This is a genomic window from Variovorax paradoxus (assembly GCF_000834655.1).
Taxonomy (GTDB): domain Bacteria; phylum Pseudomonadota; class Gammaproteobacteria; order Burkholderiales; family Burkholderiaceae_C; genus Variovorax; species Variovorax paradoxus_F.
In genome coordinates, this window is sequence record NZ_JXQQ01000008.1 from 126,604 (window position 1) to 139,805 (window position 13,202).

A 13,202-nucleotide genomic window follows, 5' to 3' on the forward strand; every position below is an offset into this window, starting at 1 on the left:
TGCACCGTGGTGGTTGCATGGGTGCCCGGTTGTAGTCTCTGCGCGCAGTTTCTGCAATTCCAAAAAATCTCAGGGAGAGTCATGAAGAACAAGTCATTGAGTGGCTGCGCGCAGCCATGGAGGATCGCCGCGACGGCGCTGGCCGCGGGCGTCGCGATCACCGGATGTGGTGGAGGTGGTGGCGGTGGCGGCGGTGTCGCGTTTCCCGTGCCACCCGTCGCATCGGTGGCAACGGCGCCAGAACCCGCGCGACCCGCTGCGCCATCGACGCCGCCGAATCGCGACCCGGTGCCAGGCAGCGAGCCGCTCCCGTCCTTGAGCGCGCCACAGGCCGGCTCGACCGCCGCCGTGGGCAACGACAGCGAAGGTATCTACGCCTCGCTGTTCGATCTCGCCCTCGTTGGGGCGGACGGTGCGATCGCCAGCAAGGACCACATCGGCACGTTGTGGGGATCGATCAAGGTCGCAGGCCTGGACTGGTCCTTCAACCCGGACACGGCTTACTACTTCATCGACGCCTCGCCCGTGACGGGGTCGGGCACCTTCGCCGCGAAGAAGACGATGAGCGGCACCTATGCCTACGGCAAGCGCGAGCCTTCGGCATTCGGCCCCCTGAGCTATGCGACCGAGAACGCGCTGGCGGTTTCGCAGGACAGCGTGGTCGGAAAGTGGGCCAACCCGGACAGCAACTTCGGCGTGCGCCTGTCGATCGAAGTGGACGCCGCCGGGAAGTTCACGGGCAAGACCGCCGGGGTGCAAGTCGGCAATTGCGCGATCTCGGGCACCATCGCGCACGCCGAACCCAGCACCTCCAAGAACATGTTCGGCTTCAAGCTGAGCGCTGTCGATGACAGCGTCGACGGCAAGGATGCCTGCAAGCTCAAGACGGATCGGCCTTACCTGGGGCCGGCGGCCATCCTCCTGGTGCCTGCGGGTTCCTTCGACAGCAATGGCTTCTTCCGAAGCATCTTCTTCCTGGTCCGGACGACCAACGGCGCCACCTTGACGGCCAACTTGCGCAAGCAGCCGTAACGCGGAAGCCGCAGGACTGGGCTTCAGCCCGGGATTTTCTCGAGGCAGTAGCCCAGTCCGCGAACCGTTGCGATGCGCACCGGGCCCTTCTCGATCTTCTTGCGCAAGCGGTGGATGTAGACCTCGATCGCGTTGAGGCTCACCTCCTCGCCCCATTCGCACAGGCGGTCGACCAGCTGGTCCTTGCTCACGAGCCGTCCGGCGCGCTGCAGCAGCACTTCGAGCAGGCCGAGCTCGCGCGCCGAGAGTTCGATCATCTTGCCGTCGATCGTGGCCACGCGGCCGGCCTGGTCGTAGACCAGCGGGCCGTGGCGGATCGCGTTGCTGGTGGCGCCCATGCCGCGGCGGGTGAGGGCGCGCACGCGCGCCTCGAGTTCCTGCAGGCTGAAGGGCTTGGCCATGTAGTCGTCGGCGCCGTGGTCCAGGCCCTTGACGCGTTCTTCCACGCTGTCGGCTGCGGTGAGCACCAGCACCGGCAGCTGCGAGCCGCGCGCGCGCAGGCGCTTGAGGATCTCGATGCCGTGCAGGCTGGGCAGGCCCAGGTCGAGGATCAGCAAATCGAACTCGCTGTGGGTCATGAGCGCGGTGTCGGCCTGCGAGCCGTTGGCCACATGATCGACCGCCGCGCCCGAGGTGCGCAGGCTCCGCAGCAGGGCATCGGCGAGCACCTGGTCGTCTTCGGCAATCAGAATCCGCATGAGCCACCTCCGGCCGGTTCAGGCGCCGTGCGGGCGCCATTCACATTTGTCTCTGCGAGGGAGTCTACGCGGCCGTATAGGCTTCCAGACCGATGGTTACCACGGTGGCGATCTCGTCGCCGACACTGCTGCGGAACTCGCGCTCGGCCTGCGTCACCGCGCTGCGGAAGGCGTCCAGCCAGGCGAGGCCGTCGGAGGTGAAGTGCACGCGGCGCGCGCGCGCATCGAGCGGATCGGGGCCGCGCGTGACCAGGCCCCACGCCTCGCACTGGTCCACCAGCGCACCCATGGCCTGCTTGGTCATGCCGGCGCGCTCGGCCATCTCGGTCAGGCGCGAGCCCTCGCGCGCGAGATGCCGGGTGATGTGGATGTGCGCGGCGCTCACCTGGGCGCGCGCGGCGAGGTTCGAGAGGGCGAGCGGCACGTCGATGTCATGCGCCATCAGCTCCAGCACGCGCTCGTCGAAACGGCGCATCGCGTGGCCCAGCAGGCGGCCCAGGTGTGTCTGGCGCCAGGCGTCGGGATCGGTTGGGAAAGCGGCTTCGGCCATGGCCTCAGATGGTAAAGCAAACTGACCAAAAAATGGGTTTACGCCAACCCATGAACCCCTACACTACTGTTCAAGCATCCAGCCTGTGATTAAAAGCAGATGGATTGAAACCAGACACAACCCGTTGATTTTCAAGGAGATTTCCACATGGACGCAGTCGTCAAGGGCGCAAGCATCTCGGTCGCCAACAGTGAAAAGGCCAAGGCCCTCCAGGCCGCGCTGGCCCAGATCGAAAAGCAATTCGGCAAGGGCACGATCATGCGGCTGGGCGAAGGCGAGGCGCTGGAAGACATCCAGGTCGTCTCCACCGGCTCGCTCGGCCTGGACATCGCCCTGGGCGTCGGCGGCCTGCCGCGCGGCCGGGTGATCGAGATCTACGGCCCTGAATCCTCGGGCAAGACCACGCTCACGCTGCAGGTCATCGCCGCCATGCAGAAGCAGGCCGGCACCTGCGCCTTCGTGGACGCCGAGCACGCGCTCGACGTGCAGTACGCCCAGAAGCTCGGCGTGAACCTGTCCGACCTTCTGATCAGCCAGCCCGACACCGGTGAGCAGGCCCTGGAAATCGTCGATTCGCTGGTGCGCTCGGGGGCTGTCGACCTGATCGTCATCGACTCGGTTGCCGCGCTCACCCCCAAGGCCGAAATCGAAGGTGAAATGGGCGACTCGCTGCCCGGCCTGCAAGCCCGCCTGATGAGCCAGGCGCTGCGCAAGCTCACCGCCACGATCAAGAAGACCAACTGCATGGTCATCTTCATCAACCAGATCCGCATGAAGATCGGCGTGATGTTCGGCTCGCCCGAAACCACCACCGGCGGCAACGCGCTGAAGTTCTACGCCTCGGTGCGCCTGGACATCCGCCGCATCGGCACGATCAAGAAGGGCGACGAGGCCATCGGCAACGAAACCAAGGTGAAGGTGGTGAAGAACAAGGTCTCGCCCCCGTTCAAGACGGCGGAGTTCGACATCCTGTTCGGCGAGGGCATCAGCCGCGAAGGCGAAGTCATCGACATGGGCGTCACGGCCAAGATCGTCGACAAGTCGGGCGCCTGGTACGCCTACAACGGCGAGAAGATCGGCCAGGGCCGCGACAACGCCCGCGAATTCCTGCGCGAGAACCCCGAGCTGTCACGCGAGATCGAGAACAAGGTGCGCGAGTCGCTGGGCATTCCGCTGCTGGCCGCCGATGCAGGCTCGGAGCCCGAGAAGGCCGAGAAGCCAGCCAAGGCGCCCAAGGCTGACAAGGCGGCCGAGTAAGTTCGAACGCGCGGCCCTTCGCGAATTTCGCGGGCTGCGCGAGCGACCCCTGCACGAATGGCTTTCGGTGCTCCTTCTCTCAAAGGCCGTGCGCTGCGGCTTCTGAGCCAGCGCGAGCACTCGCGCGCGGAACTGGAGCGCAAGCTTGCCAGGCACGAAGAAGAACCCGGCACGCTCGCCAAGGCGCTCGACGAGCTCGTCGACAAGGACTTCATCAGCGAGCCGCGCGTGGTGGCCTCGGTGCTGAACCAGCGCGCCGCCCGATCGGGCGCGTTGAGGGTACGGCAGGAGTTGCAGGCCAAGGGCATCGCGCCCGAGGCCATCGCCGAGGCGGTGGCTGGACTGCAGGAGACAGAAGTCGAGCGCGCCACGGCCCTGTGGCGCCGCCGCTTCGACGCGCCGCCGGCCGATGCGAAGGAGCGGGCGAAGCAGATGCGATTCCTGATGGCGCGCGGTTTCTCGGGCGCCGTCGTGTCCAAGGTGCTCAGGAGCGATTTCGATGAAACAGCAGACGAATGAAGATCAAGGCGCGCAGTCGCGCGTCGTCGTGCAGCGCGTGGCCTGCGAATGGCGCCGTGCGTACAAGGTCGCCGCCGATCCCGCGCGACTGCCCGACTGGGCCAGCGGCCTCGCCAAGAGCGCGTTGTTGCCGCAGGGCGACCACTGGATCGTGCGCACGCCCGAAAGCGGCGATGCCCGCATGCGCTTTGCGCCCGCCAACGAGCTCGGCGTGCTCGACCACTGGGTCGCGCCCGAGGGCGTGCCGGAGGTCTACCTGCCGTTCCGCGTGATCGGCGTTGCGCCGGATGTCTGCGAGCTGCAGTTCACGCTTCTGCGCCAGCCGCACATGGACGACGCGGCCTTCGAGCGCGATGCCGCCTGGATCGCGCGCGACCTGCAGTCGCTCAAGCAACTGCTCGAAGCGGGCTGAGCCGGTCGCGCCTGCGGCCCGGCGCGTTGCAGCGGGGGAGGGCGGCGATGGCATGATCTGCGGCGACCGGCGTTGCATGCGCCGGTTTCTCAAAAAAATCCTGGAGGAGCCCTCATGCCATCTGAACCCGTCAGCCAACCGTCTCTCGTCCGCACCGGCGCCAAGGCCGGACTCAGCTTTGCCGGCTCGGTCATCAAGGGCGTGCTGCTCGGCGTGGTGCTCGGTGGCGGTGTCTTCTTTTTCTACCTGAGCCAGCTGAACGGGCCGGGCAATACGGCGGCGCGGGCCGGCGGTGCCGGCGCCATCGTGGCGCTGATCACTACGCCGGCTGTGCTGGTCGCTGTGCTGCTGCTGCTGTTCGTTGTCGTCTACGCGATGCTGGGCGTACACCAGGGACGCGCGAAGGCGATGCAGCACGTTGTCGCGGCGCGCGGCGAGGCCGTGTCGCAGCGGCTGGCCGGTGCGGTCGCGGGCCGCATCGAGGCCATGCCGCGCACGCACGGCGCGCTTCAGCGAACAGCCGACTGGCTGTCGGTCGATGCATTGACCAAGCAACTCGCGCCGGTGCTGGGAGAGGGCAGGGCGGTGCGATCGGTGGTGGCTTTCGTGCTCAACCGCCTGCCGCTCAGCGACATGCTGGCCGAGTGGCAGCAAGGCCGCATTGCGCAGGGCGAGCCGGTGGCGGGGGAGGGCGCGGCGCAGGATCCGGCGCTCCGCGCGCTGCTCACGCGCCGCATCAACGAGACGCTGCAGGAGATGGCGACGCCTTCGCGCACGCCGCTCTACATCGCGCTGGGCGCGCACGCCGTCCTGCTCGGCATCGGCCTCTGGCTCGTCAGGTAGGAAGGAAAAGGTGCGTGGCGCTCAGAGCGCCAGCATCAGCTTCAGGTTCTGCACCGCGGCGCCGCTGGCGCCCTTGCCGAGGTTGTCCAGGCGCGCGATCACCACGGCATGGCGGTGGTCCTCGTTCGGGAACACGCGGATCTCGAGCTGGTTGGTGTCGTTGAGCGCCAGCGCGTCGAGCTTGCCGTTCTCGGTGGGCGGCAACACCTTCACGAATTGATCAGGCGTGTTGCTGCGCGCGTAGTGCGCGGCGAGCGCGTCCTGCAGGTCGCCGGACTTCGGCTTGCCGGGCAGCAGGTCCAGGTGCAGCGGCAACTGCACCAGCATGCCCTGCTTGAAATTGCCCACCGACGGAATGAAGACCGGCCGGCGCGTGAGGCCGGTGTAGGCCATGATTTCGGGAATGTGCTTGTGCTTCAGGCCGAGGGCGTAGGTCTCGAACAGCGGCGCCTTGCCGCCCTCGTACTCCTCGATCATGGCCCGGCCGCCGCCCGAATAGCCGCTCACCGAGGGCAGCGACACCGGAAAGTCGACCGGCAGGATGCCCGCATCGACCAGCGGGCGCACCATGGCGATGGCGCCGGTGGCATAGCAGCCGGGATTGCCGACGCGGTCGGCATTCGCCACGGCCTGCCAGTGGCCTTCGACGAGTTCGGGGAAGCCGAACACCCAGCCGGGCGCCACGCGGTGCGCGGTGGAGGCGTCGATGATCTTGGGTTTCTTGCCAGGGAGCTGGTCGATCAGCGCGACAGATTCGCGGGCCGCATCGTCGTGCAGGCAGAGCACCACGAGGTCGACGCCGGCCATCAGCTCGCGCTTGGCGTTCACGTCTTTGCGAAGCTCGGGCGCGATGCTCACGAGTTCGATTTGCGGCATCGTCTGCAGCCGCTCGCGAATCTGAAGGCCGGTGGTGCCGGCTTCGCCGTCGATGAAAACCTTGGCCATATCGGAGTGTGCGTAGAGTGACTAGAAGAAAGTACGTATTGACCGCAACCGCACGTCGAGTATTGGTGCGGCGCACCATGATACAGTCCGCGGTTGTTCGCCGCCCCCAGCCGTCAGGCTGCCGTCGCCCGCGAGCAACAGAGCCAAAGAAGCCTCAGACCCCAGATCTCCCGTTCTCAACCTCCTCCTTCCGAGAGACATCCCTCATGAAGATTCACGAGTACCAAGGCAAGGAAATCCTTGCCAAGTTCGGCGTGCCGGTGCCGCGCGGCATCCCGGCCTATACGGTTCAGGAGGCTGTCGAAGCCGCCCAGAAGCTTGGAGGCCCGGTCTGGGTCGTCAAGGCCCAGATCCACGCGGGTGGCCGCGGCAAGGGCGGCGGCGTCAAGGTCGCCAAGTCGATCGAAGACGTCAAGAAGCTCGCCGGCGAAATCCTCGGCATGCAGCTCAAGACCCACCAGACCGGCCCCGAAGGCCAGAAGGTGCGCCGCCTCTACATCGAAGATGGCGCCGACATCAACAAGGAATACTACGTTTCGGCCGTGACCGACCGCGCGACCCAGAAGGTCGCGTTCATCGCTTCGAGCGAAGGCGGCATGGACATCGAGGAAGTGGCCCACTCCTCGCCCGAGAAGATCATCACGGTGTTCGCCGACCCCGAAAAGGGCCTGACCGACGAACAGGCCAAGCAGATCGCCGACGGCATCGGCATGCCGGCCGACTCGACCGCGCAGACGGTCGACATCCTCAAGAAGCTCTACACCTGCTACATGGAGACGGACGCCTCGCTGGTCGAGATCAACCCGCTCAACCGTGACAGCAAGGGCAACGTCATGGCGCTGGACGCCAAGTTCAACTTCGACAGCAACGCGCTGTTCCGCCACCCCGAAATCGTGGCCCTGCGCGACCTCGACGAAGAAGACGCGGCCGAAGTGGAAGCCTCCAAGTTCGACCTCGCCTACATCTCGCTGGACGGCAACATCGGCTGCCTGGTGAACGGTGCCGGCCTGGCCATGGCCACCATGGACACCATCAAGCTGTTCGGCGGCGAGCCGGCCAACTTCCTGGACGTGGGCGGCGGCGCCACCCCCGAGAAGGTCACCGAAGCCTTCAAGATCATGCTGAAGAACAAGAACGTGGAAGCCATCCTCGTGAACATCTTCGGCGGCATCATGAAGTGCGACACCATCGCCACCGGCGTGATCGCAGCCTGCAAGGCCGTGAACCTGCAAGTGCCGCTGGTCGTGCGCATGAAGGGCACCAACGAAGTCGAAGGCAAGAAGCTGCTGGCCGATTCGGGCCTGCCGATCATCAGCGCCGACACCATGGCGGAAGCGGCCCAGAAGGTCGTGGCAGCAGTCAAGAAGGCCTAAGGAACAAGTCATGTCGATCTACATCAACAAAGACACCAAAGTCATCACGCAAGGCATCACCGGCAAGACCGGCCAGTTCCACACCGAGAAGTGCCAGGAATACGCGAACGGCAAGAACGCCTTCGTGGCGGGCGTGAACCCGAAGAAGGCCGGCGAGTCGATCTTCAACATCCCGATCTTCGGCTCGGTCAAGGAAGCGGCTTCGCAAACCGGCGCCACCGTGTCGGTGATCTACGTGCCGCCGGCAGGCGCCGCGGCCGCCATCTGGGAAGCCGTCGAGGCCGACCTGGACCTGGCGATCTGCATCACCGAAGGCATCCCGGTTCGCGACATGCTCGAAGTGCGCAACAAGATGAAGGCCAAGGAAGCGGCCGGCGGCAAGAAGACCTTGCTGCTGGGCCCGAACTGCCCCGGCCTCATCACGCCCGACGAAATCAAGATCGGCATCATGCCCGGCCACATCCACCGCAAGGGCCGCATCGGCGTGGTCTCGCGCTCGGGCACGCTGACGTATGAAGCTGTGGCTCAACTGACGGAAATCGGCCTGGGCCAATCGTCGGCAGTGGGCATCGGCGGCGACCCGATCAATGGCCTCAAGCACATCGACGTGATGAAGGCCTTCAACGACGATCCGGACACCGATGCCGTGATCATGATCGGCGAAATCGGCGGCCCCGACGAAGCCGATGCAGCCCGCTGGTGCAAGGAACACATGAAGAAGCCGGTCGTCGGCTTCATCGCCGGTGTCACCGCCCCTCCCGGCAAGCGCATGGGCCACGCCGGCGCGCTGATCTCGGGCGGTGCCGACACGGCCGATGCCAAGCTCGCCATCATGGAAGAGTGCGGCTTCACCGTGACGCGCAACTTCTCCGAGTTGGCCAAGCTGCTCAAGGCGCAGCTCTAAAAACGCCGCGGCTTGCCGCAGGACCACGCAGAAACAAAAAAGCGCCCGCACTGGATTGCGGGCGCTTTTTTCAAATAAAACACAGTGGGATCAGAGACATGGAACTCCTTCAAAGCACAGATTTCTGGATCGGTCTGGTCAAGATCATCTGGATCAACATCATTCTTTCGGGCGACAACGCCGTGGTGATCGCCATGGCGGCGCGCTCGTTGCCGCCGGCGCAGCAGAAAAAGGCCGTGCTGTTCGGCTCGGGCGCGGCCGTCGTGCTGCGGATTGTGCTGACGGTGGTGGCGGCCAAGCTCCTGGCGCTGCCTTACCTGCAGATCATCGGCGGCCTGCTGCTGCTGTGGATCGGCCTGCAGCTCCTGGGCGAAGAAGACGACGGCGACGGCGAATCCAAGGAATACGGCAGCATGATGGCCGCGGTGCGCACCATCCTGCTGGCCGACCTGGTGATGAGCCTGGACAACGTGATCGCTGTTGCGGCAGCCGCACAGGGCAGCATGGTTCTGCTGATCCTGGGCCTGGCGATCAGCATTCCCTTGGTCATTTTCGGAAGCACCCTCATGATCAAGCTCATGGAACGCTTCCCGATCATCGTCATGCTGGGCGCCGCGCTGATCGGCTGGGTCGGCGGCGAAACCATCGTGAGCGACGTCGCGCTGCGCGGCGTGCTGGTGGCCAACCCGTGGTTGCACTATGCAGCGGCTGCGGCCGGCGCGGTGTTCGTCGTGGCCGTGGGCCGCCTGCTGCAACGGCGCTCTCACGCCGCTGCCCACTGAGCGTTCGCTCGGCCGACACCTGCAGACCATGGCGAGCGTCGGCGCTTCACTTTTCTCGAGCCGACCGGCGCTGTGCTGGGAGTTCGCGGCGCTGACCGACGTCGGGCGCGTGCGCGCCCACAACGAAGACGCCGTTCATGTCGATCCCGAGCTCGGGCTGACCGTGCTGGCCGACGGCATGGGCGGCTACAAGGGCGGTGAGGTGGCCAGCGCCATGGCCGTCTCGCTGCTGCACGCGAGCTTCGCCCGCTGGTTCGCCCAGGCCGGGCTCCAGGCGCCGGCGCGGGTGGTGCGCCGGGCGCTGCAGGCCGCCACGGACGAGGCCAATGCGTCCATCCTGCATGCCGGCACGACCAACGCGGAGCTGCAGGGCATGGGAACGACGCTGGTGCTGGCGGCTTTCCGGCCCCAGCGCGTGCTGGTCGGTCACATCGGCGACTCGCGCTGCTATCGCCTGCGCAACAACAAGCTGGAATTGCTCACGCGCGACCATTCGCTGCGGCAGCAACAGCTCGATGCCGGCGCCATCACCCCCGAGGAAGCCCTGAGTTCGCCCACCCGCAACCTGGTGACCCGGGCGGTAGGGGTGGAGGCCCAAGTCTTGCTGGAGATGCATGAACACAGCGCAAGACCCGGCGATCTCTATATGCTTTGCTCCGACGGACTGAGCGAGATGATCACGGATGCGCAGCTTTTCACGCTTTTAGAACACGATGTCGGCCTTCAGAAAAAAGCACAACTTTTGGTTGCAATTGCAAACGACAATGGCGGCCGGGACAACATTTCGGTTGTTCTGGCAAGGGCGGACGTTGGCGACACGTCCCGGATGGCCAGGTAGCAGGCCCTGGCGGCAAACAGCCGTCCCGCTTGCGCTCGTTACAGTTTTGCACTTGGGGAGCCGGCAATGCCGAAGATGATCATTTCGGTCGATGGCGTGGTCATCGGGCAAGTGGCGCTTGCCAAGGACCGCACGACGCTGGGCCGACGCGCCTACAACGACATCGTGATCGACAATCTGGCGGTCAGCGGCGAGCATGCCGTGCTGCACATGAGCGATGGCGAAGTCCAAATTGAAGATCTCAACAGCACCAACGGCACCTACGTCAACGCGCTGGCCATCCAGAAGCAGACGCTCAAGGACAACGACGTTGTCGAAGTCGGTGGCTGCCGCATCCACTTTCGTGCCCGCAGCAACCTGGCCATCGGCCCAGGCTCGGCACGCAGTGCGCCTGGCGAGTTCTCCACTTCCATTCCGCTTTCGTCGGCGCCCACGGAATCCGGCGCGCTCATCGAGCTGGGCATCCCAATGCTTCGCGTACTCTCCGGTAGCAACAACAGCCCCGATGGCCAGGAGGGCCAGGACGTGCCGCTGCAGAAGGTGGTCACCACCATCGGCAAGCCCGGCGTGGCCGTTGCGGTCGTCACGCGCCGCCGGCAGGGCTACGTGGCAGCCAGCGTCATGGGCAACGTCACCCTCAACGGCGCGGTGCTCGGCACAGAGGCCGTCGCATTGCAGGAGCGCGACGTGCTCGAACTCGGCGGCGCCACCCGCATGCAGTTCGTCCGGGTCTGAGCCTTTTCCTTTTCCCCGGCGCAGCGCGGGCCGCCTGAGCGAGACCTCATGAATGCGCTGCGGCGGCACTGGCCGCGCATTGCCATCACGCTGCTGCCGGTTCTGCTGGCGCTGGCGCACGCCACGGGCATCTGGCAACTGACGGCGTTCGACCGCCTGGACAACCTGATCTACGACATCCGCCTGCGCGCCACCATGCCGCGGACGCTCGACACGCGCGTCGTGATCGTCGACGTCGACGACGCGAGCCTCGCGCGCCAGGGTCAGTGGCCCTGGGCGCGCGACACGATGGCCCGCCTCACGACCGAACTCCTGGTCCGCCAGCAGGTGGCCGTGCTCGGATTCGACGTCATGTTCCTGGAGCCCGACCGCAGCTCCAGCACCGAGAGGCTGCGCGAGATCGCGAACGGGCCCCTGCGCCACATGCCGGGGCTCGCCGCCGAAATCGAACGCCTCGCACCCACGCTTGACCACGACATCACCTTCGCCGGGGCGCTACGCAATCGACGTATCGCGCTCGGCTACTACTTCACCAGGACGCCGGTGCCGAGCGCGAAAGGGCAATTGCCGGCTGCGCCGCTGTTTTCGCCCGACATCTTTCCCGCTGGCGGAGCCTACGCCACGCGCTGGAACGGTTTCGGCGCCAGCCTGCCGATGCTGGCCCAGGCCGCGCCCGCCGCGGGTTTCCTGAACACGCTGGTCGGAGAGACCGGCGACGGCGCCATTCGCAGTGTGCCGCTCATCGCCCGCTACGAAGGCGATCACGCGCAGCCGGGCTTCTACGAATCGCTGGGCCTTGCCGTCTACAGGCTCGCGAACGGATCGCCGCCGGTTCGTCCGCTCCTTGCACCGGGCCCCGCCACGCCTCGGCTCGACTCGTTGACGATCGGGCGCTTGCGCATTCCCGTCGACGGGACCGCCAGCATGCAGGTGCCGTTTCGCGGACTCGGAGGGCCAAACGGCGGCTCGTTTCGCTACGTGGCGGCCGCCGATATCGTCGAAGGCCGGCTCGCGCCCGGCGAGTTGAAGGACAAGATCGTGCTCATGGGCGCGACGGCACCGGGCCTGCAGGACTTGCGCGCGACGCCCGTCGGCGCGGCGTTTCCGGGTGTGGAAGTGCACGCCAACATCGTCTCGGGCCTGCTCGATCAGCGCTTGCTCGCCATACCGGACTACGCGCCCGGCTACGAGGTGCTGACCGTGCTCATCGCGGGGCTCGTGCTGGCGTTCGGACTGTCGCTGCTGCCGGCGGCGCGGGCCGTGCTGCTGGGTGCGGGAGCGGCCGCGGTGCTGGTCGCGCTCAACACCTGGCTTTATGCGAGCCACAGCCTTGTCTTGCCACTCGCGTCGGCGCTCGTGATGGTCGCGCTGGCCTTCGCGCTCAACATGAGCTGGGGCTACTTCGTCGAGTCGCGCACGCGGCGCGGGCTGGTGCGGCTTTTCGGCACTTACGTGCCGCCGCAACTGGTCAATGAAATGCTCAAGCGCCCGGGCCGCTACAGCATGCGCGCCGAGAGCAAGGAAATGACCGTGCTGTTTTGCGACATGCGCGACTTCACTCGCCTGTCGGAACAGATGGCGCCGGCCGAGCTGCAGGCCTTTTTGAACACCGTCTTCAGCCGGCTCACCAACGTCATCAGCGCGCACCGCGGCACTGTCGACAAGTACATGGGCGATTGCGTCATGGCCTTCTGGGGCGCGCCGATCGACACGCCCGACCACGCCGCGCTGGCCGTGCACGCGGCGCTCGAGATGGCCGATGCGGTGCGCGACATGAACCGCATGCATCGCGCCGGCGGACGCCCCGAGATCAGCGTGGGCATCGGCATCAACAGCGGCGTGATGAGCGTCGGCGACATGGGCTCGACCGCGCGCCGCAGCTACACCGTGGTCGGCGACGCGGTCAATCTCGCGTCGCGCCTGGAGGGCCTGAGCGGTCACTACGGCGTGGAGATCGTGGCCAGCGCAACCACGCGCGACCTCACCCCCGACTACACTTGGCAGGAGCTGGACAGCGTGCTCGTCAAAGGCAAGGCACAGGCGGTTGCGGTTTTCACGCCGCTCACCACCGAAGCCGCCATTGCGGCGCAGCGCACGGGGCAGCTCCAGCGGTGGGCACAGGTGCTGGCGGCCTACCGGCAGCAGGATTGGGCCGTGGGGCGGAACCTGCTCGCCCCCCTGCTAGCGGCGGATGCCAAAAAAGTCCTTTACCAGCTCTACGCCCAGCGTTTAGCCTCGATGGCGTTGCGTCCGCAAGACCCGAGCTGGGACGGCGCAACCCGGTTCGAAACCAAATGACGACAGACACAGACAA

14 protein-coding genes are annotated in these 13,202 nt (G+C 66.2%); 11 read left to right on the forward strand and 3 right to left on the reverse strand.

What is annotated here, in order from left to right; all coding sequences use genetic code 11:
• The first annotated feature begins 6 nt into the window (after nucleotides 1-6).
• Nucleotides 7-1,032: a hypothetical protein gene (locus tag RT97_RS03175; protein WP_155403715.1), complete on the forward strand. Its 1,026-nt coding sequence runs from the start codon at nucleotides 7-9 to the stop codon at nucleotides 1,030-1,032.
• 23 nt (nucleotides 1,033-1,055) lie between these two features.
• On the opposite strand, the gene RT97_RS03180 is transcribed toward RT97_RS03175, so the two are convergent.
• A complete protein-coding gene (locus tag RT97_RS03180) occupies nucleotides 1,056-1,730 on the reverse strand; it encodes a response regulator transcription factor (protein WP_013544267.1) in 675 nt (224 codons plus the stop codon).
• A gap of 64 nt (nucleotides 1,731-1,794) precedes the next feature.
• Nucleotides 1,795-2,280 (reverse strand): MarR family winged helix-turn-helix transcriptional regulator, encoded by a 486-nt coding sequence (locus RT97_RS03185; protein ID WP_042577339.1) that lies wholly within the window; start codon nucleotides 2,278-2,280, stop codon nucleotides 1,795-1,797.
• Between the two features lie 147 nt (nucleotides 2,281-2,427).
• Between RT97_RS03185 and recA the strand changes: the two genes are divergently transcribed.
• The 4 genes from recA to RT97_RS03205 all read left to right on the forward strand — a co-directional run bounded on the left by recA (nucleotide 2,428) and on the right by RT97_RS03205 (nucleotide 5,311).
• Nucleotides 2,428-3,537 (forward strand): recombinase RecA, encoded by a 1,110-nt coding sequence (gene recA / locus RT97_RS03190; protein WP_042577340.1) that lies wholly within the window; start codon nucleotides 2,428-2,430, stop codon nucleotides 3,535-3,537.
• A 57-nt stretch (nucleotides 3,538-3,594) separates the two neighbouring features.
• Nucleotides 3,595-4,056: a recombination regulator RecX gene (recX, locus tag RT97_RS03195; RefSeq protein WP_042577341.1), complete on the forward strand. Its 462-nt coding sequence runs from the start codon at nucleotides 3,595-3,597 to the stop codon at nucleotides 4,054-4,056.
• A complete protein-coding gene (locus RT97_RS03200; protein WP_042577342.1) occupies nucleotides 4,037-4,468 on the forward strand; it encodes a hypothetical protein in 432 nt (143 codons plus the stop codon). The genes recX and RT97_RS03200 overlap by 20 nt, the downstream gene beginning before the upstream one ends.
• Before the next feature lie 114 nt (nucleotides 4,469-4,582).
• Nucleotides 4,583-5,311, forward strand: coding sequence for a hypothetical protein (locus RT97_RS03205; RefSeq protein WP_042577343.1), 729 nt, complete (start codon nucleotides 4,583-4,585; stop codon nucleotides 5,309-5,311).
• Nucleotides 5,312-5,332: 21 nt separating this feature from the next.
• Here the strand turns inward: RT97_RS03205 and argC are convergent, their stop codons facing one another.
• Entirely contained in the window at nucleotides 5,333-6,256 is a 924-nt protein-coding gene (gene argC, locus RT97_RS03210; RefSeq protein WP_042577344.1) for an N-acetyl-gamma-glutamyl-phosphate reductase, read from the reverse strand.
• 206 nt (nucleotides 6,257-6,462) lie between these two features.
• Here argC and sucC point away from each other — a divergent pair, with 206 nt between their 5' ends.
• From sucC to RT97_RS03240, 6 genes are all read left to right on the forward strand, one after another.
• Nucleotides 6,463-7,629, forward strand: a complete 1,167-nt coding sequence (gene sucC, locus RT97_RS03215; protein WP_042577345.1) for an ADP-forming succinate--CoA ligase subunit beta — start codon at nucleotides 6,463-6,465, stop codon at nucleotides 7,627-7,629.
• A 10-nt stretch (nucleotides 7,630-7,639) separates the two neighbouring features.
• Nucleotides 7,640-8,533 carry a succinate--CoA ligase subunit alpha gene (gene sucD / locus RT97_RS03220; protein WP_007828710.1) on the forward strand — a complete coding sequence of 298 codons (894 nt, stop codon included), beginning with the start codon at nucleotides 7,640-7,642 and terminating at the stop codon, nucleotides 8,531-8,533.
• 98 nt (nucleotides 8,534-8,631) lie between these two features.
• The gene (locus RT97_RS03225; protein WP_042577346.1) at nucleotides 8,632-9,315 is read left to right on the forward strand and encodes a TerC family protein; all 684 of its coding nucleotides are present in this window, start codon (nucleotides 8,632-8,634) and stop codon (nucleotides 9,313-9,315) included.
• 28 nt (nucleotides 9,316-9,343) lie between these two features.
• Nucleotides 9,344-10,153: a Stp1/IreP family PP2C-type Ser/Thr phosphatase gene (locus RT97_RS03230; RefSeq protein ID WP_042577347.1), complete on the forward strand. Its 810-nt coding sequence runs from the start codon at nucleotides 9,344-9,346 to the stop codon at nucleotides 10,151-10,153.
• 66 nt (nucleotides 10,154-10,219) lie between these two features.
• Nucleotides 10,220-10,888 carry an FHA domain-containing protein gene (locus RT97_RS03235; protein ID WP_042577348.1) on the forward strand — a complete coding sequence of 223 codons (669 nt, stop codon included), beginning with the start codon at nucleotides 10,220-10,222 and terminating at the stop codon, nucleotides 10,886-10,888.
• 48 nt (nucleotides 10,889-10,936) lie between these two features.
• Complete coding sequence (locus RT97_RS03240; RefSeq protein WP_042577349.1) at nucleotides 10,937-13,186, forward strand: CHASE2 domain-containing protein; 2,250 nt, start codon at nucleotides 10,937-10,939, stop codon at nucleotides 13,184-13,186.
• The last annotated feature ends 16 nt before the right edge of the window (nucleotides 13,187-13,202 follow it).